Here is an 18,902-nt window from a genome sequence, read left to right on the forward strand (position 1 = left end):
GTTTACCCGGTGGTGGTCTCAGTTAAAACCGGAACATCACCCCTGCCATAGCATTGATCCCGAAAATCGGGTAGCGGAACCAGCGCTCCCGGCGGTTGTTAGCCAGGTTGTTGATTTGAATAAACCCACCGAACTTCTCTGAGAAGAAAAAGTCTGCCCCAAGGCTCAGGTCGAAAAGGCCATTCAAATTGTCGGCTTCCATCGTCTCCTGGTTCAGGTAAGGCACGCCGTTTTCCAGGAAAAAGTCCCCCTTAACGGTCAGACGGTCCTCCATCGTAGTATAGCGCAGCCCTGCATTGACAGAAAGTGCTGGCAAATGCCAGGGCTTCTGATCGTCCTCAAGCGTGTAGATGTTTTGGCTGAAGGCTGCGATCACCTTGAAGCCCTCAAAAATTGGAGCCGTTACAGAGCCTTTGATTGTGACAATGCTTCCATCTTGATACAGGACATCAAATCTTGGCTGATCATCGAAAGGGTCGAGCAGCCGGAAAGTGGCCAGGTCATCAACGGCCTGATAGCCCACCTGAAAATCATAGTCTATACCCTCTACATTGCCCCGGGCGCCACCGTAGTAGTTGTAGTGCAATGTGTTACGGATACGCAGGGGCGAGCCCACGAATGGATTGTAGGCCACCAGGCTACGGTATGTATTCTTTTGTAAAGTACCATCTGCTCCCACGTAGGCGTTCACAATGCCTTCCAGAATGACGGCTGTGGCCTCAATATCCGGAAAGAAAGTGAAGTTGTCATCATTAGAGGCCAGGTTGAAACCGAGTTTCACACGAAAGCGGTCGGCATGGTAGGTGTAATTGGGCCGCAGGAAGAAGTTGTTCAGGCTTTGGTCGCCTTCCAAATCATCGTAGCTCGTGAAGTCGGTCTGTATTTCCACCGAAAGCGGGTGGGTATCGTCAAACCACTTGGTGCCCCGGAAAACCAGATCGAAGCCATTCTCCCGGGAAGGGGAATAGCTGTCGTTCATCAGGTAGGTTTTGAAGCCTGCGTAGTAGTTGAAGTCTGCCTCAGTGCGGGCACTATTATAAATGCTGGCTTGCCCATCAAAAATAGAGAAGCGTTGCCGCACCTCTTCCGGGTCGAAGGTAATCACCTGGTCAAGGGCTTCTGCCACTTCATTATAGCCATAGTAATGCACGGTGTTGGAGGTGTATTCAAGGTGGGCATTGACGGCAAAGCCCTGATCGAAGTGGTAGGTCCCGTCTACCCCACCGTTGCTGTTGCTGAAGCGCTGATTTTCGACATTTTGCCCGTTGTTGGCAGAATGGTGGTTGGCAAAGAGGTCAATACTTAGATTGTCGTTATTGTTAATGTTGTAATACCCCTGCCCGAATAAAGCTGCCGGGAAACCACCGCCTGCTTTGATGTAGCCGTCGTAGCCTTCCTCTTCCTTCTCCCGACGCATGGCCAGCGGGCGGATTTTGGGCGGCAGGTACTCGACGGGCAGTGTGCCGGAAAACACATCATACTCCAGCCGGCGGGCGGAGGTGTCCAGGGGTGGCAATTCCGGGTCTACCCGAAACCGCTCCGCATCGCCCAGGCGGGCATCGAAGCTTTTAATGATATCAATTTCGCCGGAAGGCAGGTCGTCCGGGTCTTGTGCCAGAGCAGGTTGGGCAAAGGCAACTCCAATCAGCACGAACAATATAAACTTGCAGTATTTCATCGGGCTATGCGCTATTTTTGGTCTAAGGAATAAGGTTTAGTGCCCTGCCTTCAGTCTGACAGAGCATTAAAGATGTTGTTACTGGCCACCATCTGTGTCCATGAAGCCATCGTCTTCCGGGCTGGTATTCAGGCGGCTCGACTGATTGATGAGGCTGTTGATGGTTTGGAGTTTCTCTCTGGCCTCGCTAACCAGCTTTTGGTCGCCGTCATAATTTTCCAGCAACGCTTCCAGTGCGGCCCGAGCATTGTAAAGATCTCCTTTTTCCCGGAGGATATCCGAAAGCAGGATCACACTTTTCGCTACCCAAAACGGATAGCCCGAACTCTCCTTGTTGGCATTGATGCAAATTTCCTGTGCCCGCTCCAAATCCCGGCGCAGGTAGAAAATATAAGCTTTTAAGTAGCGGGCTTCCGCTGTTTGTTCATTATCGCTCAGGCGGATGACTTCGTTGAAAGCCGTAAGGGCATTCTCATAATCCTGACGGTCGTAGGCCATTTTGCCGAGGTAGAAATTCGCAGTGGCGATCTGAAGCTGTGAGGCATTAGGGTTGGTGGCTACTTTGCGGGCCAGAGAATAGACCGCATCGTTTTTGCCCACCCGATAGGCTGAACGCAGGGCGCCTAACTGAGCTTCAAACCGCTGCTCCGGAGACTGAGCCACTTCCTCCAGTTCGGTATAGAGATCATAAGCCAAAAGGAAGTCTTTATCGTGGTTATAAGCAATCAGCGCTGCCTTTTCCAATGCCTTCAAAAAATACGGGCTTGGCCCTTTGTCCACTACGGTCGCATAGTCTTCCAGGGCATTGGAGTACTGCCGCAGTACCGCGTAGGACTCTGCCCGGTGGTAGGTAGCCGGAAGGATGTACAAGCCACGGGGGAACTTCCGAAGGTAATCCGTATAGGACTGTATCGCGCGCTCGTAATTCGCATTCTCATACTGAGACTCCGCTGCCCGGAAGTTGATGGAGTCCCGGACCTCATTCTCCACATTGCCCTGCACTGTTTCCAGGAAGGCAAAGTAGGCATCAGGCTGCCCCAGATCGTCTACATAAATCTCTTCCAGGGCGGCCATAGCCAGGTTAGACTCACTGGCATCAGGATTGGTGGAGAAGACCTGCTTGTAGTAGTTGATGGCACCGTCCAGGTTGCCTTGGTTATAACTGATAAGTCCGAGGCGGATCAACGCTTTGGTCACCAGTTCAGACTTACCCTGATAGCGCCGCAGCAGCTCCTTGAGCGGCGCTGCTGCCTTGCTAAGCTGACCGATTTCCTGATAGGTCGTGCCCAGTGCCAGAAGGGCATCATCGGCATACTGAGACTCCGGATAGTCACGCTCAATGCGCTCCAATGCCAGGATTTTGCTGCTTGTGCGCCCCAGCAGCCCTTCGATAATGGCTTTTTGGTAAAGCGCGTACACAAATCCGGTGTATTGTTTATTGACCGCGCGGTCGTAGTAGTCCACCGCACGCAGGTACTGATTACGCTTAAAGAGGCAGTCGCCCGCCCGGAGCGTGGCGTCGCCCAGCACCTGATTGCGTACTTTCTCGTTGCGGATAAAGGAACGGTTGCGGTCTATGCCGTTCACTGCTTCTTCGAAGAAGCCAAGGGCAGCGGTGTATTCCTCCTGTTTGAGGTAGTTGTAGCCCTGTGTATAATTGGCGGTGAAGATAGAGGCCTCATCAGGCATATTGCTGAGGGTCTTGGCCAGTGTCAGGTATTGGTTGAGCAACCGGATACTTGCGTTGTAGGCTTCTTCCCGGTGAGCGATATCGCCCAGCCAGTAGATGGCCAGGGCGCGGGTACGGGCATCAATGGAAACATCCAGCGACTTTTCGAAGTATTGCTTGGCGGCATTGATTTCGCCGTTTTGCAGCAACTGCAAGCCCCGGTAGTACGATACCTTTTGGTAAGTCTCCTGTAGCTGCGGTGTCCGGTTGGGCAGGGATTCAATGATGTCCATCGCCTGTTGGTAATCGCGGTAGCTGAGAAAGATTTCGCTCATCAGCTCCTGTGCCTCAATGTAATGCGGGGAGGAAGGGCGCAGCTCTTTGAGAGCGTTGATGGCTTCGCGCGGGTCTTTGAGCTCGTAGCTGAGCTTGGCGTAGTTCCAAAGCGCATCCTCCTGAATATCCTCATCATACGGCATGCGCTTGGCGTTACCGAAAGCGGTACGGGCATACTGCCGCTGATTGACGCGCAGGTAGGAATCGCCGAGAATGAACATCGCGTTCTGCCCGATTTCTGAGTCTACGGTAACCAAATCCTTGAGGTACTGAATGGCTTTCTGATAATCGCCTACCTGATAATAGGTGTAGCCGATCTGATAGAGTTCTTCTTCCCGCAACCGGCTGTTGCGCTCAGCGTAGTACTGTAGGTAAGGCAGGGCTTTCTGGTACTGCCCTTTTTCGAAATAGGATTGCCCGATGAGCTGCTTGATTTCCGTTTCCTTGAGTACGCCCTGCTGCTTGACCCGGGGCTCCGCATAAGCGATCAGCTCGTCGAAGCGGCGCTCTGCAAAGTAAATCTGAGCCAGATAGTAAGGTACGTGAGGCTTGTATTTGCGGGAACGCTCTACGATGCGGAATTGCGAAATCGCTGCATCATAGCTGCCTTCAAAGAAATAGCACAGCCCGAGGTAATAGTTGGTTGGATAGTAGTAATCGTTCTCCAGGTCCTTGATACTGCGGAAGTTGGCCTTGGCCTGCGTGAATTTCTTCTCCACAAACAGCGCATAGCCCAATTTAAACTTTACTTCGGCTTTTTGCTCCCGGCTCATGCCGGTGGTCGGCACTTTGGAAAAGAAGTCGATGGCTTTTTCATATTGCCGGGCATTGTAGTAGTAATCAGCTACTTCTATCAGCGCCTGATTGGCAATGGTATTGGGGGCATACTTGCGTACGAATTCGAGAATGAGCTTTTCGCCATCGGGCGCTTGCATACGCACGGCGGTACGGGCGATATTCAGTTCTGCTTTCGTCCTGAGGAGCTCTGCCTTCGGCTCATTTACCGGCAGTAATAAGCGATGGGCTTTTTCAAAATGGTGCCGGGCCTTCCCGTAAATGCCCTGCCCGAACATCAGCTCACCAGTCTTGTAAGCTTCATTCGCTTCGGTAAAAACGGCAGTTTGCTGGGCCAAAACAGGCCAGCCCAACAGGAGGAACATAAAAATTGGGGCGATTCTTTGTAGCATGCTTAAGCGTTTTGTCATCGTTTTGCGTCTGCGGCTGGAGCAGTTGTGTGAATCACGAATTTATAAAAAAATAATCCGTACGCCAGCTTTTTGAACTTCGCACCCACAAATAACGCCACGTGGGTGGAAAAAATTACGCAGAACTGCGGGCAGATGATGGCCGGGTAAAGTCATGTTGATCACAAAAAAAGCCAGGAACCACTGCTCCCGGGCAGCTATTCCTGGCTCAGCCTTACTTCCATGCTTGTTTTAAGCCTGGAAGCTGAGGATGGTCTCTTCTATGATATCACAGCACTCACTAAGCTGTTCTTCGGTCATAATCAAAGGTGGCGCAAAGCGGATTTTATTGCCATGCGTGGGCTTGGCCAAAAGGCCATTTTCCGCCAGCTTCAGGCAAATGTTCCAGCCCGTTTTGCTGTCTTCTTCGTCATTGATGACGATGGCGTTCAGCAGCCCTTTGCCACGGACCAGCGTGACCAGGTCCGTTTTTTCCACCAGGTTCTTTTGCATGCGGTCGCGGAAGATTTGACCAAGGTGTTCTGCTCTTTCGGACAGCTTCTCATCTCGGACCACTTCCAGTGCAGCCATACCCACTGCACAAGCTACCGGGTTGCCGCCAAAGGTGGAGCCATGTTCACCGGGCTTGATGGTAAGCATCACCTCATCGCTGGTCAGTACGGCTGATACCGGGAATACACCGCCGGAAAGGGCTTTGCCCAGAATGAGGATATCCGGTTTGAAGCCTTCGTGCTCGCAGGCAATTAGTTTTCCGGTACGGGCGATGCCGGTTTGCACCTCATCGGCTATGAATAGCACATTACGGGAACGGCAGAGGTCGTATGCTTTGCGCAGGTACCCTTCATCGGGCACCACCACGCCGGCTTCGCCCTGAATGGGCTCAACCATGAAGCCCGCCACGTTGTCATCCTGCAGGGCTTCCTCCAGCGCAGGAAGGTCATTGTATGGGATGATTTCGTATCCCGGCATATACGGCCCAAAGCCAGTGGTGCTGCTGGGATCCGTGGAGGAGGAAATCGCCCCCAGGGTACGGCCCCAGAAGTTGCCGGTGACGAAGATGATCTTAGCCTGATTGGCAGGCACGCCTTTGACTTCGTAGGCCCACTTTCGGCACAGCTTAACGGCTGTTTCGCCTCCTTCCACGCCTGTATTCATGGGCAGTACGCGGTCGTAGCCGAAGAACTCGGTGATAAACTTTTCATAAGGCCCCAGCATGTCATTGTGGAAGGCCCGGGAAGTCAGAGTGAGTTGTTCCGCCTGCTTTTTCAGCGCTTCTACGATATGTGGGTGGCAATGCCCCTGATTGACAGCGGAATAGGCTGCAAGGAAGTCGTAGTATTTTTTACCTTCGACGTCCCAGAGGTAAGCTCCTTCCCCGCGGGTGAGCACTACAGGCAGTGGGTGGTAATTGTGCGCGCCGTAGCGGTCTTCCAAAGCGATGTAGTCCTTCGAGGAGCGTAGCGTTTCCTGTTGTACCATGGGTAAAAATTTCTTGTTAGGAAGTTATAATTTGGTCTGACTGCGCAATGATAGCACCTTTTTCGCGCATTTCCGAAAGGGCTTTATCCGAATCGCCTTCATTGAGATTGACGCCCCGGCAGCCGTCTTCCACGAGGTAGGTTTTGAAGCCCAGCCCGAGCGCGTCAAGTACGGTGAATTTCACGCAAACATCAAGGGCTAAGCCGAGAATGTAGACTTCTTCCACGCCTTTTTCCTTCAGGTAGTCGCCCAGCCCGGTGGCTTTGCGGTGCCCGTTGTCGAAAAAACCGCTGTAGCTGTCAATTTCGGTATCCGTGCCTTTGACGAAAACTTTTTCAAAAGCGTCCGCATTCAGGCCCGGCGCAAACTCTGCACCAAAGCTGCCCTGTACGCAGTGGATTGGCCAGAGGATTTGCTGCAGCCCGTTCAGGTCGATGACGTCACCCGGGTAGCGCCAGGGGTGCATAGCGGCAAAGCTCTTATGGTTGGCAGGGTGCCAGTCTTGGGTGGCGACCACCAGGTCGAAGTGTTCCATCAGCTTGTTGGCGACCGGTATAACCTGATCGCCTTCCCTGACCTCCAGGGAGCCGCCGGGGCAGAAATCGTTTTGTATATCAACACAGATTAGTGCTCTCATCGCGTATAGATTTTTTAATACGAAATCAGTTGCAAAGTATCCAGCTCTGCGCTTATTCGGAGAATGCGCTCAAGGCGCTCTTTGTTTACCGCAGTCCCCCGCCGATTGGCCCAATCGACCATAAAAACCGGTGGCAGGCTGACGGTAGCCGAATCATTGACGGTCCGGGCTTCCGGGGCAAACTGAATAGACTCAATATCCGTACCAAAGGTTTCACGAGCCACCCGCAGGCTTTTGGCAATAAGGGTGGAATCGCTCAGGCGGCGGGCCAGGGCGCGTTTGAGTGCTTCCGTCTCCTCTACTGCGGAATTGGCTGTGCGGCGTTCGGTTTCCAGCATTTTCACTACCTCCTGCCGCTGTGCCTGCAGGGAGGTCTTGATGTCTTCCAGGCTCATTTCGGCCTGCATGGGAAAGAGGCGCACCGGCGTATTCAGGTCGTACTTCTCGTGCAGGAGTTCCTGGTAATGCAGCACAGAATCCTCAGAAATCCGCCGGCCGAGTAATTGCAGGATAAGCTTATTGGTATCACCGTCTATCGCGGTCAGTTCATAATTGATGCAGGCTTGTGGGAAATAATCCTCCACAAAGGACTTCACCTCCGCTTTGTCCTGCTGCATCTCGTAGAGGTTATACAAAATGATGCCGCTGGGCAGGGAAACCAATAGACTGAAGAAGGCCGTGATCATTCGGTTGCGGCGCGCCTCCCGGGCATCCACATAAGATTTGAGGGGGAAACGCAGCAGCCGGATGATGATGTAGGTGGTCAGCGCAATGAAGAAGGAGTTGAGGAAAAACAGGTAAAATGACCCGCCGATGATCCCAAATGCCCGGTTGATTTCAGCGCTAAACGCCTGTGGCTCCATACTCCCTTTCCGTATCCAGAGCTCAAAGACCTCAGCCACGCCAAAACCGGTAACACAAAGCGGCGGCATCAAAGCCGTAGCGATGGCAACGCCCGGTATGGCATTTGTTTTATCCTTTCTGGAGGAGGAAATGATACCGGCAAAACCGCCGAATATGGCCACCAGGCCGTCCAGGAACGTGGGGGAAGTCCTGCCCTGAATTTCCGGGGTGATGTGCCCAAACGGGCTGACGAAGAAATAAAAAGTACTCACAAACAGGGCAATCAGAATAGCGATCCCAAAGTGCCGCATGGAGGTGAACATGGAGTCCTTATCATTGATGGCTACGCCTAACCCTATGCCCAGAATAGGCGACATCAGGGGCGACACCAACATCGCACCAATAATTACAGCCGGGGAGTTCAGGTCAAGCCCGAGAGAGGCAATCATGATAGAGCAGCCGAGGAGCCAGGCATTAGCCCCCTGCATGCGCTTGTTGTTGCGGATTGCAATGATGGTGCCTTCGCGGTCGAGCCCGGTCTCCAGGTCAAGCAGGGTGTGGAACCATTCGCGTGTGGCCTGCCAGAGGTCAGACAGTGCCTCGCCGATCGTTCTGGAAGACGAATTGGGTGATGGGGTCGTTGCCATAGTGTAGATATATTAGCTTAACAAGCCATCCTTCATTTCCAGACGCCGGTCGCTCATCTGCGCCAGTTCTTCATTGTGGGTGACAATCACAAAGGTCTGCCGGAAATCATCCCGGAGCTGAAACAGCAACTGATGCAGTTCCTGAGAGGAGGAAGAATCGAGATTACCGGAAGGCTCATCTGCAAAAACAATGCCCGGCTGGTTCATCAGCGCGCGCGCCACGGCCACCCGCTGCTGTTCCCCACCGGAAAGCTGTCCCGGCTTGTGCTGCAGGCGGTCGCTAAGCCCCAGGTAGTCCAGGAGCTCGCCTGCGCGTTTGCGGGCCTCGCCTTCCGGCTTTTTGGCGATCAGGGCAGGCATGAGCACATTTTCCACAGCGCTAAATTCCGGCAGCAGGTGGTGGAACTGGAAAACGAAACCAATATTCAGGTTGCGGAAGGCCGCCAGTTTTTTGGTGCCCATTTTCTCTACTGCCGTATCATTGATCAGCAGCTCACCACTGTCCGGGCGGTCGAGGGTGCCCAAAATATGGAGCAGGGTGCTCTTTCCGGCACCAGACTTCCCGACGATGGAAACAAACTCCCCTTTCCCAATCGAGAGGTCTACCCCTTTAAGTACCTGGAGTTGCCCGTATGCTTTTTTAATGCCTGATGCCTGAATCACAAGCCGTGGATTTTGTGAGCGGTAAAAATAGAAAAAAGTAGGAGGTTTCCGCCAGGTCCGGCGTATTCCTGCCTGGCTTTTTATGAAAAACCGAGATCTCTAAATAATCAGTCCTTCGTGTGTTAAATCTTTTTCTGAAGCGCAGAAAAAACAGGTGCCAATCGTTTTGATTTAAGAAAGGGTTTTAATCCGCCCTCATCTTTCAAAAAACGACTTTTATGAAGTTGCACGACTACTTTCCACAGCGCGATCTTCCATTTAAGCTTATCGGCCGAAATGCAACAAACGCTACTGGTCAACTTGCTAAAATACCTGTTGAGCCTCTCTTTTTTGCAATCCTTTTGCTCTTTTCCCCGGGGGTCCTGCCTCAGCTATCCGCCCAGCAATCCTCAAGCCTGGAGCTTCACCTGATGGTTGGACAGAGTGATGCTGTTTGGATTGAACGAGATTATTCAATGCCTATACTCGAAAGCGGGGATATAAGCTCGGGTGCATCGCCAACCTTCGAATTTCAACTGCGGCATGCCATGCCTCTTTCCGGAAACTGGCGCTGGGTCAATGGCCTTGCCTTTGGCGTTGACTCCTACAAGATCAATCTTTTTTTAGATAAGGATTTTAACCGCTTTGGGCTTGGGTATTCTGAAAATTACATTGATGCAAGCATCTTTCACTTTGCCTTGCTCACTGCCATACGGTATGACCAGTCATTCAATGAAAAGAATGGCTTTTGGGTGCAGTTGGGGCTTCAGGCGAGTTATTTCGTGAGAAGTTATGTGGGGCTGGGTGTCGGAGTCCTTTCCAATGGTGGCCCAAACGAACAACTTTTCGATGCTGAATGGACCATCAATGACGCTAACGATATCGCCTTCGCCCCCGAAATACAGCTCGCTTACCGCCGCACCCTTGGGCAAAGCCGGTGGAGGCTATTCCTGGGCACCAGTGTTGTTGTTTCCAGGTTTGAATCTGCACAGGGAACCTTTCAAATCTTTGGAGACAACGAGGTACGGTCTGGAACACTGCAAAAAAGGTGGCTGAAAGCAGGGCTGAACTTTGGAGCGCAGTATGCGCTTGCCAGGCCTTGATTATGAATTTATTTTACGGTTTCTTTTGACGTCCTACACTGAGATGGTCTGTTGGGCAGATGCTAAGGCTAAGTTTTGGAATGCCCACCGCAGTAAGCAATACTGTTGTCGATTTTTTTTATCACCCTGTCTGTTCAAGCAATTTCTTCGAAGGAGGCGTAAGTTTTAGCCTTGAAAAATATCCATTTGTGAAATCCTTCGTGCTTAAACCAACAGATCGAACACAGGGATACTATTCAGGGTTTCAGCAATAATTATGATTTTCAGGAGAGGATTGAGCATTCTGGAGGCAAGCACGATCCGCTTCGATTTACCAATTTTAAATTTAACCTATGATACTCAGAATCATTACCCTGACCGCCATTTTTCTCGCGGGCGTTCAATTCAATGCCCATGCAGTAGTAATCGTTCAGCCGGACGCCCAATCGGAAATCCTAAAAGAAAAGGGACTCTCCAAAGAAACCCTGAAGGATAAATTGCAGCAGTTTTCTGCCAAAAAGCGGGCAAAACTGGAGAAGAAGTTTAAAAAGATCAAAAAGAAACTGGACCGCAAGCGATCTGCGGATGGTACAAACGAGCGATCCGGTGTAAGGACAGGGCTGGTCATTGTATTGATTGGTTTGCTGGTCGCCATACTTGGCTTTGCCGGGATAGCAGATCTCCTGGTTACCATAGGTATTGTAGTGTTGGTAGTAGGTTTATTCCTGTGGCTACTGGATTTGCTGTAGATAGAGATAATACTTTAATGTGAAAGGAGAGCCTGACTTCGCTCTTCGAGCTACGATGAGTTGAAATGCAGTAATGGGCGCGTTGCTCGTTTCTGCATTTCCGGATAGGGGTACCTCCTTGAAAAAGGTTTTGCCACCAAAACCAACTCCCGGCACTATCCTGGATTTAACAAAAAGACAGGGCGACTAATTCATATAGTCCAATATTTAGAATATGTGGCAAGAGTTCATTAAGTCTTTTGAGGAATTTCAAAACTCCATCATTGATCAATCACCGGAGATAGCCGTGGGCATACTGATGTTGATTGTATTTACGTTTTTGGGGGTATTTCTGCGTTCGGTTACCCAGAAAAGGCTTTCCAGGCGGGTGGAAGACCGGTTGTTGGTGAATTTTATCGGGAGGATGATTTTCTTGGTTTTCCTGATTTGCGGGATCACCATTTTCTTAAATCAAATAGGCCTTGGCAAAACAGCAAGCGGACTACTTGCTGGCGCCGGTGTATCGGCTATAATTTTAGGTTTCGCTTTTAAAGATATCGGAGAGAACTTTCTTGCCGGCTTTTTCCTGGCTTTCAGCAGGCCTTTTGGAACCGGCGACTACATTGAAGTCGAGGGCCTGACAGGCATAGTAAAAGCCTTGAATTTTCGCAACACCCACATCCGGACATTTGAAGGGAAAGATATATTTATCCCCAATGCCATGCTAATCAAAAACCCTTTGATCAATTACACCCGCGATGGGCTGTTGCGGCACGATTTCGTGATTGGCATCGATTACGGCAATGATATCCTGGAAGCCCGTCGGCTTATTCTAAAGTCCATACAGGCTGACCAGCGAATCGAACAGGGAAATGACCTCGAACCCTTTATGCTACTGGAAGAATTCGGTACAAGCACTGTAAATATCCGCGTGTTCTACTGGATCAATTCCTATAATTTCACAGGCCAAATAGCCCGTTTAAAAACAGAAGTCATGAACAGCATTCTTCTGAATTTAACCAAAAACGGCTTCTCACTCCCCGCTGATATTGTTGAACTGAAAATCTACCAGGAAGGGAAGCCTATTCCTGTGCAGCTGATGAAAAATTAGAATACGCGCCTCTCGAAAGCTTGCTGTGCTGATGGGATGGTAATCTGCCGCCAACACCCAATACGCCGGCGGCAGATCACCCACTACCAAAAATACCCCACCACCACCGACGTAATCAACAGCAGAATAATCGCCAGGTAACGATAGTTTTGGTACCAGGGCAAGCTACGCAGTTCCTCTGTTTCTTCCCGGAACAAGCGCCGGTTCCAGGTCAGGCTGTTGACCTGCTCTTCAGTTGGAGCGGGAGAAGAAAGGCTCACCAGAGCATGCACGATCAGGCAAAGTATCCACATGATGAAAGCCATGGTTAGGAAGTGGATATCTGTAAGGGCGGCAATCCAGCCGGCCGGGGCTTCACCTTCGGGCAGCCCGCCTACGTAGACCTTTAGTATGAGCATAATCACCGCGAAGACAAAGCCAAACAACAGGCTCACAATTGACCCTCTGGCACTGGCTCTTTTCCAAAACAGGCCAAGGACAAAGGTGGCTACTGCCGGAGGCGCGGTATAACTGATCACCAGCTGCAGGTACTGCCAAAGCGAGTCGGACACCTTCTCAATAAAGGGTACCCAGGCAGCGGCCAGCACCACCAGGATGATCGTTGCAATCTGCCCGGCACGAACCAACTGCTTACTGGTCATATCGGGCTTAATGTTGCGCACGAAGTCCATGGTGATTAGCGTGGAGGCGGAGTTGAAAGTCGCAGATACGGAAGACATCATCGCGGCCAGCAAACCAGCGACGACCAGCCCGAGGATACCGGAAGGCAGCAGTTGCATGAGCAGTACCGGATAAGTCAGGTTGGCACACTCAGAAAGGTCCTGACAAGGGGTGCCATCTGCGGTAATGTAATTCAAACCGGAAATATCGAGGTCGTTGTAGACCAGCAGGGCCAGCACACCCGGTACCACCATGATAAAGATGACTGGCAGTTTGAGCAATCCGGCAAAGAGGGCACCCCAGCGGCCATGGTTGAGGTCGCGCGCGCCGAGCACCCGCTGTACCATGAACTGGTTGTTGGCCCAAAAATAGAACCCAAGCAAGGGCACACCGGTAAGCAAGCCGTACCAGGGCATAAACTCATCATTGCCCGGCCGGACCAGGCTGAAGGCTTCCTCGGCAGTACTGGGCGCAAAATGCCCGGCGGCACGGGCGGCTTCCACACTGGCTACGCTCCCCGATTGCAGGCGCTCCGTGAGGGCAGCCATCATATCGCCCCATCCGCCACCAAATTCCTGAAAGGCAAAGTAGGTCAGCAAACAAGAGCCGATGACCAGAAGAATCGCCTGAATGACTTCGGTCTGGATTACGGAGTTAAGGCCACCGGGTATGGTATAAGCCGCTGCTGCAATCGCCAGCATGAGGATAATCTGCCAGGAGGGCAATGCCGGGAACAACAGTTTCAGCACAATGCTGCCAACGTATAGGCCCGCTGCTGTATCCACCATGACATTACCGACGATGGTAATGAAAGAGAAATAGTACCGCGATTTCCGGTCGTACCGCTTTTCCAGGAACTCGGGCATGGTGTATACACCCGATTTCAGGTAAAACGGCAGGAAGAAGATGGCAAAGAAAATCAGAACCACCACTGCAAACCACTCGTAGTTGTAGACGTGGATATTGGTTTTGTAGGCATCTCCCGCCAGGCCAATGAGGGTGGAACTGGAAATATTGGCAGAAAACAGGGCAATCCCCACAATCGGCCAGGTCATGCCTCTGCCGGCCAGGAAGTAATCTTCAGAACTATCGCGTTTACCATGGTAGATACCGTACCCGATAATCAGTACGGCATAGGCCAGCATGATACCGATGTCGAGCCCACTGAGCTGAAATTGGTCCATAATTTAGTTTGGTTAGTTTAACGTTTGTTTTGGTAAAATTTGGTCACAGAGGCATGGGCTAAAATAGAGCTTTTTTGGTTTCTGCAAGGAATTTACAGTGCCTTTTGGCAAATCCACGGCAGGAACCCTGACCACCGGGCAAAAAAAGAGCGGCGTCATAAAGACCCGCTCTTGTAAGAAATCACCCGACTGTTATTAAGAAGAAGTTGCCTTCTTCGAAATATACATTCTTATATACTTTCAGAGGTTGGCACCTCGATTGTGCGTTTATTGCAAAACAAAGTTAACGAAAACAAGTTAAATGTTAAAGCAATCTTAACAGATTCGCCAATTTCCTTTAGTTTTTACACTAATATGAAAATAGAGAATATTCGCTGTTGCTTACCTTTAAATACAGATAATGCCCCGGTTTTGTTCCCATTAGACCAAATTTGGATACTAACCCGGATGAATATAGCCTGCCATATCAAGCCGGTTGTCTTTGCCTACCTTATAATATATGCTCCAATATTTGTTTCAGCTGAAAGAGGCGGTAAGGCTACGATACTGAAAAAGACTCCCTGTTGATCAACGAGGCAACAGCCATACATTGTTAAATTCTTCCGGATTTCTTTTTTTGCCTTTTGAAATATGGCGAATCGAATTATCCGTCAGAAGCAACTTGGCTTCCTTTGCAAATTCACGAAATATAAATACTTTTGCAAGTAAAGCGACATTTGTTTAGGTATTCAGACCTACACCGGAATGAGCTAAAAACAAATCATAATCAACATGGCACATATTAAAGCCCAACTGCGGGACTACCTCCTGAATGAATTAAACCTGCCTTTACAGCCTGAGGAATTACAAGACGATACCATGCTGGTTAGCGACCGTATCATGGATTCCATATCCTCCCTCATGCTGGTAGAGTACCTGGAGAAAACCTTCAACATCAGCTTTGAGCCACATGAGGTGACCGCGGAAAATCTTGACTCCCTAAACATTATCGAGGCATTCGTCAATCAGAAACAAGTTAGTGCAAAGGCTGCATAAAGACATTCTTCAGCAAGCTGCAAATAACCCTGGAGGTGTTGCGATTCAATTTCCATTTGAAAAAAGAAACCTCTCTTACAGGCAACTCTATGCTCAGGCACGCGGGATAACCCTTGCGCTTGAGAGACTTTCTCTGCCCAAGGGCAGTATTGTAGCCCTTTATCTGGACAAATCGCCGGAAGCAATCGCTGCCATCCTGGGTATTTTAATGGCAGAACTTGCCTACCTGCCACTGGATGTGGATGCACCCGATTCAAGGAATCAATTCATCATTGAGCAAAGCCAGGCTCAGGTTATTTTGACCAGAGAAATGGCCGAAAGTCCTTTCCCGGTACTGAGTAGTCCTTCTGGTACGGTCGAAGGCCTTGCCCTGTACCGGTCTTCTGCAGAGGCATCCGGCTTAAAATTACCTGAAGGGCTGGCTTATGTGCTTTACACCTCAGGCTCGACCGGCGTACCTAAAGGCGTGATGGTCACGCACACAGCAGCTCTTGCGTTTGTGGATTGGGCTCGTGATACTTTTGTACTACGGCCGGAGGATACGCTCACCTCCATTGCGCCCCTCCACTTTGACCTGTCCATCTTTGATATCTTTGGCGGACTGAGTGCGGGCTGTACACTTTTGCTCCTTACGCCATCAGAGTCCAAAAACCCCTTGCTCCTCAGCAGCTATATAGCAGAATATGGTGTGACTACAATTTATGCCACTCCTACCCTTCTCCAATTGATGCCCCGGTTCGGGAAAGCAGGTCGTTACAATCACAGTCAACTCCGTCAGGTTCTTTTTGCGGGGGAAGTCTTTCCAATACCTGCGCTTAGAGCCCTGCAGGAGATATGGCATACAGCCAAATTTTACAATCTCTACGGCCCTACAGAAACCAACGTCTGCACCTGGCACCCACTGCCGCCAACCGGCACGGACGACCGGCAGGCCCCCTACCCAATCGGACAGCCCTGCCCCTACGATCAGTGTGCTGTATTGAAGGAGGATGGGAGCATTAGCAGTGAGCTTACTGGTAGTGGCGAGCTTTTGGTGAGTGGTGCTTCTGTAATGGCCGGATACCTTGGTATGCCGGAGCAGACTCGTCAGGCGATGGTAGAACACGAAGAACGGGTGTGGTACAAAACCGGAGACCTGGTGGAAGTAGATTCAAATGGTGACCTCCTGTACCACGGGCGCCGGGGCAGAATGGTCAAACGACGGGGATACCGCATAGAACTTGGCGAGATAGAAGCAGCCCTGCACCAGTATGAAGCTATCGCTCAGGCCGCCTGTCTGGCTCTGGAAAAAGAACAATCGGTAAGTGCGATATGGGTGTTTTATGTAGCTCCGGAAGGCCCGCTGCCCCATACCCTATTGACGGAGTTTCTGGCAGGCCGGATACCGGAATACATGCTGCCAGACCGGTTTGTACATCTGCCGGAAATCCCACAGACTTCCAGCCAGAAAACCGACTATCAGGCCCTAAAGCAATTACTATAATGTACTCTTTTGCACCGTCGGAAAAACAGCAGCAACTTCAAATATCTCTTGCCGAATTCATCAGGCAGGAGCTTGCTCCGCTACTTAATCCCGATGCAAAAACGTTCCCCTCCGAAGCCTGGGCAAAAGCCGGTGAGCAACGGCTACAGGGGCTCGCCATCCCGGAGACATACGGTGGGTGCGGGCTGGATGCAATGGATGTTTTCCTGGCGCTTGAAACCCTGGGTTATCATTCCGAAGACAACGGCTTCAACTTTGCAATTAGCGCCCATCTGCTGGCTTGTACAGTGCCGGTCTGGTTGTTTGGGACGGAAGGACTCAAAGCGGAATACCTTCCTGGCTTATCCAATGGGGCACGCATTGCCGCAAATGCAATGACAGAACCTGCATCAGGCTCCAATGCTTTCCGGATGCAAACGACCGCCCTGCCGCTTGAATCCGGAGGCTTCATGCTGCATGGCAACAAGTGCTTCTCCAGTAATGCTCCGGTTGCTGATGTGCTGGTCGCCTACGCTGCCAATGACCCTGAACGGGCCCACATGGGAGGCATTACCGCCTTCCTTATCGATCGCAAAAAACACTCCTTTTCAACCGGAACCCCTCTTGAAAAGGCAGGCTTGCATACCTGCCCGCTCGGAGATGTTTTTTTCGACCGAACCCAGGTGGAAGCTCACTTTGTACTCGGTAAAATGGGCCGTGGCGCATTGGTCTTCAACCGGTCTATGGAGTGGGAACGGAGCTGTCTCGGCGCTACGCATATCGGCAATATGCAGCGATTGCTTGACAAAGCGGCCAAGCTGATTAAGAACACTGATGCAGGCGCCTTCGGCGAAGCCGTCCGGCAGGAAATCGCCTACTGGCAGGCCCAGCTTGACGCAGTAAGGATCAACGGGTACGCTCAGGCGTGGCAACTGAGCCAAAAGAAGGCTAATCCGCGAGGAGCAGCTTCCTCTAAACTACTCATCAGTGAATTGTACAAAAAAATGACAGTAGCCCTTTGCAACTGCTTAGGGGAAAAGCAATATCTTGATGGTGACTTTAACCGGTCGCAGGCAGATGCACTTAGCAGCACCATTTACTCTGGCACGTCCGAAATTCAAAAACAAATCATAGCTCAGTCGATAGGGCTGTAAACCATCTTTATCATGAACACCTCAGCAGACATTATCATTATTGGAGGCGGGCCAAGCGGTTCGTCCACAGCCACTTACCTCGCCCGTCTTGGATATGACGTTCTTGTGCTGGAAAAAGAGCATTTCCCGCGCGAACACGTTGGTGAGTCCATGCTTCCCTTCACTTACGACCTCTTTGAAGAACTGGGTTTGCTGGAAGAAATGAAAGCCCGCTTTACCAGAAAGCCCGGGGTTACGTTTTCCAATGCGGATGCCAGCCAGGAGTCACATTGGTGTTTCAACCGGGTCATCGACGGTCCGCAGGCGCTTTCCTTCCACGCCCGCCGTGCCCACTTTGATGATCTGCTGCTGAGAAATAGTGAAAAAAATGGCGCCACCGTTATCGAGGGCGCAGCAGTAACGGCCGTGAATTTTGAGCCGCAGGGCGTCAAAGTCACTGCTGAAATTGATCACGGTGCTCCGCAAATATTTAAAGCCCGCTTTTTGGTGGATGCCAGTGGGCAGAATGCTTTTGTCGCACGAAAACTCGGCACACAAAAGCCATTTAAGCGGCTCAATGTGCGGCAGGCCCTTTCAGCACACTGGGTAGATACGAAGCTGGACGCCAGTCTGGCTAATGGCAACATCAAAATTGTCCACCTGGGCGGAGAAAAGCTGGGCTGGATCTGGATGATCCCGATCAAAGACAGCCTGAGTATCGGCGTGGCGCTCAATATGAGCTATGCCAAACAGGAGCGCAAACGGCTGATGGCCGAGCACGGGCGTGATGGTTGGGAAAAAGCCCTATACCTGCAGGAAGTGCAGTCTTCGCCGGCAGTGATGTCTGTCCTGGAGGGTGCCAAAATGATTGACGAAGTGGCCAGTAATGGTGATTTCTCCTATTACAGTGAGAAAAAGTTTGATGATCAGTTTGCCATCGTTGGTGATGCCAGTGGCTTCCTCGATCCTATCTTCTCCAGCGGCATTTACCTGGGCATGATGAGCGCGAAGCTGGTCTCAGGCGGGATTGATGAAATGCTGAAAGGCAAAGGCAAAGAGCGCCTTGAAGAAGCTTACAAGGATATTTCCGGTGGCTATCAGGTGGTGGAAGAACTCATTTGTACCTTTTATGAGCCTAACTCGATTGCCTTCTCGGACATAACAGTGGATAAAAACTTCGGCTTCAGGAAGTTCGAAACCGCTTATTCTATTTTGCACCTGATCCTCGCTGGCGACTTCTTCAAAGACCACGAGCGGTACCTCAAAGCGATAGCGACGCTCAAGAGCGCAGAAATGATTGAAAAGTTCAAGAGCCTGACCGGCCATGCTGATGAAGCGAAAATGCACGAAGTGTGCCTAATGCCCGCGTAG

14 protein-coding genes are annotated in these 18,902 nt (G+C 51.0%); 7 read left to right on the forward strand and 7 right to left on the reverse strand.

Annotation, left to right across the window (positions count from 1 at the left end):
- Positions 1–22 precede the first annotated feature (22 nt).
- From ACO08I_RS03160 to ACO08I_RS03185, 6 genes are all read right to left on the reverse strand, one after another.
- On the reverse strand, positions 23–1,678 hold the full coding sequence (locus tag ACO08I_RS03160) for a hypothetical protein (protein WP_421948458.1): 1,656 nt from the start codon (positions 1,676–1,678) through the stop codon (positions 23–25).
- Between the two features lie 78 nt (positions 1,679–1,756).
- Positions 1,757–4,870, reverse strand: coding sequence for a tetratricopeptide repeat protein (locus tag ACO08I_RS03165; RefSeq protein WP_282780201.1), 3,114 nt, complete (start codon positions 4,868–4,870; stop codon positions 1,757–1,759).
- 249 nt (positions 4,871–5,119) lie between these two features.
- Complete coding sequence (gene rocD, locus ACO08I_RS03170; protein WP_044227156.1) at positions 5,120–6,367, reverse strand: ornithine--oxo-acid transaminase; 1,248 nt, start codon at positions 6,365–6,367, stop codon at positions 5,120–5,122.
- 16 nt (positions 6,368–6,383) lie between these two features.
- Positions 6,384–7,004, reverse strand: coding sequence for a bifunctional nicotinamidase/pyrazinamidase (gene pncA / locus ACO08I_RS03175; RefSeq protein ID WP_282780203.1), 621 nt, complete (start codon positions 7,002–7,004; stop codon positions 6,384–6,386).
- Between the two features lie 14 nt (positions 7,005–7,018).
- Positions 7,019–8,494: a DUF389 domain-containing protein gene (locus ACO08I_RS03180; protein ID WP_282780205.1), complete on the reverse strand. Its 1,476-nt coding sequence runs from the start codon at positions 8,492–8,494 to the stop codon at positions 7,019–7,021.
- Between the two features lie 12 nt (positions 8,495–8,506).
- Positions 8,507–9,157 carry an ABC transporter ATP-binding protein gene (locus ACO08I_RS03185; RefSeq protein ID WP_421948459.1) on the reverse strand — a complete coding sequence of 217 codons (651 nt, stop codon included), beginning with the start codon at positions 9,155–9,157 and terminating at the stop codon, positions 8,507–8,509.
- 218 nt (positions 9,158–9,375) lie between these two features.
- On the opposite strand from ACO08I_RS03185, the gene ACO08I_RS03190 reads away from it, so the two are divergent.
- The 3 genes from ACO08I_RS03190 to ACO08I_RS03200 all read left to right on the forward strand — a co-directional run bounded on the left by ACO08I_RS03190 (position 9,376) and on the right by ACO08I_RS03200 (position 12,057).
- Positions 9,376–10,239, forward strand: a complete 864-nt coding sequence (locus ACO08I_RS03190; RefSeq protein ID WP_421948460.1) for a hypothetical protein — start codon at positions 9,376–9,378, stop codon at positions 10,237–10,239.
- Between the two features lie 332 nt (positions 10,240–10,571).
- Positions 10,572–10,967: a hypothetical protein gene (locus ACO08I_RS03195; RefSeq protein WP_421948461.1), complete on the forward strand. Its 396-nt coding sequence runs from the start codon at positions 10,572–10,574 to the stop codon at positions 10,965–10,967.
- A 214-nt stretch (positions 10,968–11,181) separates the two neighbouring features.
- Positions 11,182–12,057 carry a mechanosensitive ion channel family protein gene (locus tag ACO08I_RS03200; protein ID WP_282780214.1) on the forward strand — a complete coding sequence of 292 codons (876 nt, stop codon included), beginning with the start codon at positions 11,182–11,184 and terminating at the stop codon, positions 12,055–12,057.
- Positions 12,058–12,140: 83 nt separating this feature from the next.
- Here ACO08I_RS03200 and ACO08I_RS03205 read toward each other — a convergent pair whose 3' ends face one another.
- Entirely contained in the window at positions 12,141–13,901 is a 1,761-nt protein-coding gene (locus ACO08I_RS03205; protein WP_282780215.1) for a sodium:solute symporter, read from the reverse strand.
- Positions 13,902–14,672: 771 nt separating this feature from the next.
- Here ACO08I_RS03205 and ACO08I_RS03210 point away from each other — a divergent pair.
- Genes ACO08I_RS03210 through ACO08I_RS03225 form a run of 4 tightly spaced genes read left to right on the forward strand, consistent with a single transcriptional unit; the run spans position 14,673 to position 18,902 of the window.
- Complete coding sequence (locus tag ACO08I_RS03210; protein ID WP_044227394.1) at positions 14,673–14,936, forward strand: acyl carrier protein; 264 nt, start codon at positions 14,673–14,675, stop codon at positions 14,934–14,936.
- Positions 14,920–16,419 (forward strand): amino acid adenylation domain-containing protein, encoded by a 1,500-nt coding sequence (locus tag ACO08I_RS03215; RefSeq protein WP_282780218.1) that lies wholly within the window; start codon positions 14,920–14,922, stop codon positions 16,417–16,419. Before ACO08I_RS03210 ends, ACO08I_RS03215 begins: the two co-directional genes overlap by 17 nt.
- Positions 16,419–17,552: an acyl-CoA dehydrogenase family protein gene (locus ACO08I_RS03220; protein ID WP_282780220.1), complete on the forward strand. Its 1,134-nt coding sequence runs from the start codon at positions 16,419–16,421 to the stop codon at positions 17,550–17,552. The genes ACO08I_RS03215 and ACO08I_RS03220 overlap by 1 nt, the downstream gene beginning before the upstream one ends.
- A 12-nt stretch (positions 17,553–17,564) precedes the next feature.
- Entirely contained in the window at positions 17,565–18,902 is a 1,338-nt protein-coding gene (locus tag ACO08I_RS03225; RefSeq protein ID WP_421948462.1) for an NAD(P)/FAD-dependent oxidoreductase, read from the forward strand.

It is taken from the genome of Phaeodactylibacter xiamenensis (genome assembly GCF_965229835.1).
Classification (GTDB): Bacteria; Bacteroidota; Bacteroidia; order Chitinophagales; family Saprospiraceae; genus Phaeodactylibacter; species Phaeodactylibacter xiamenensis.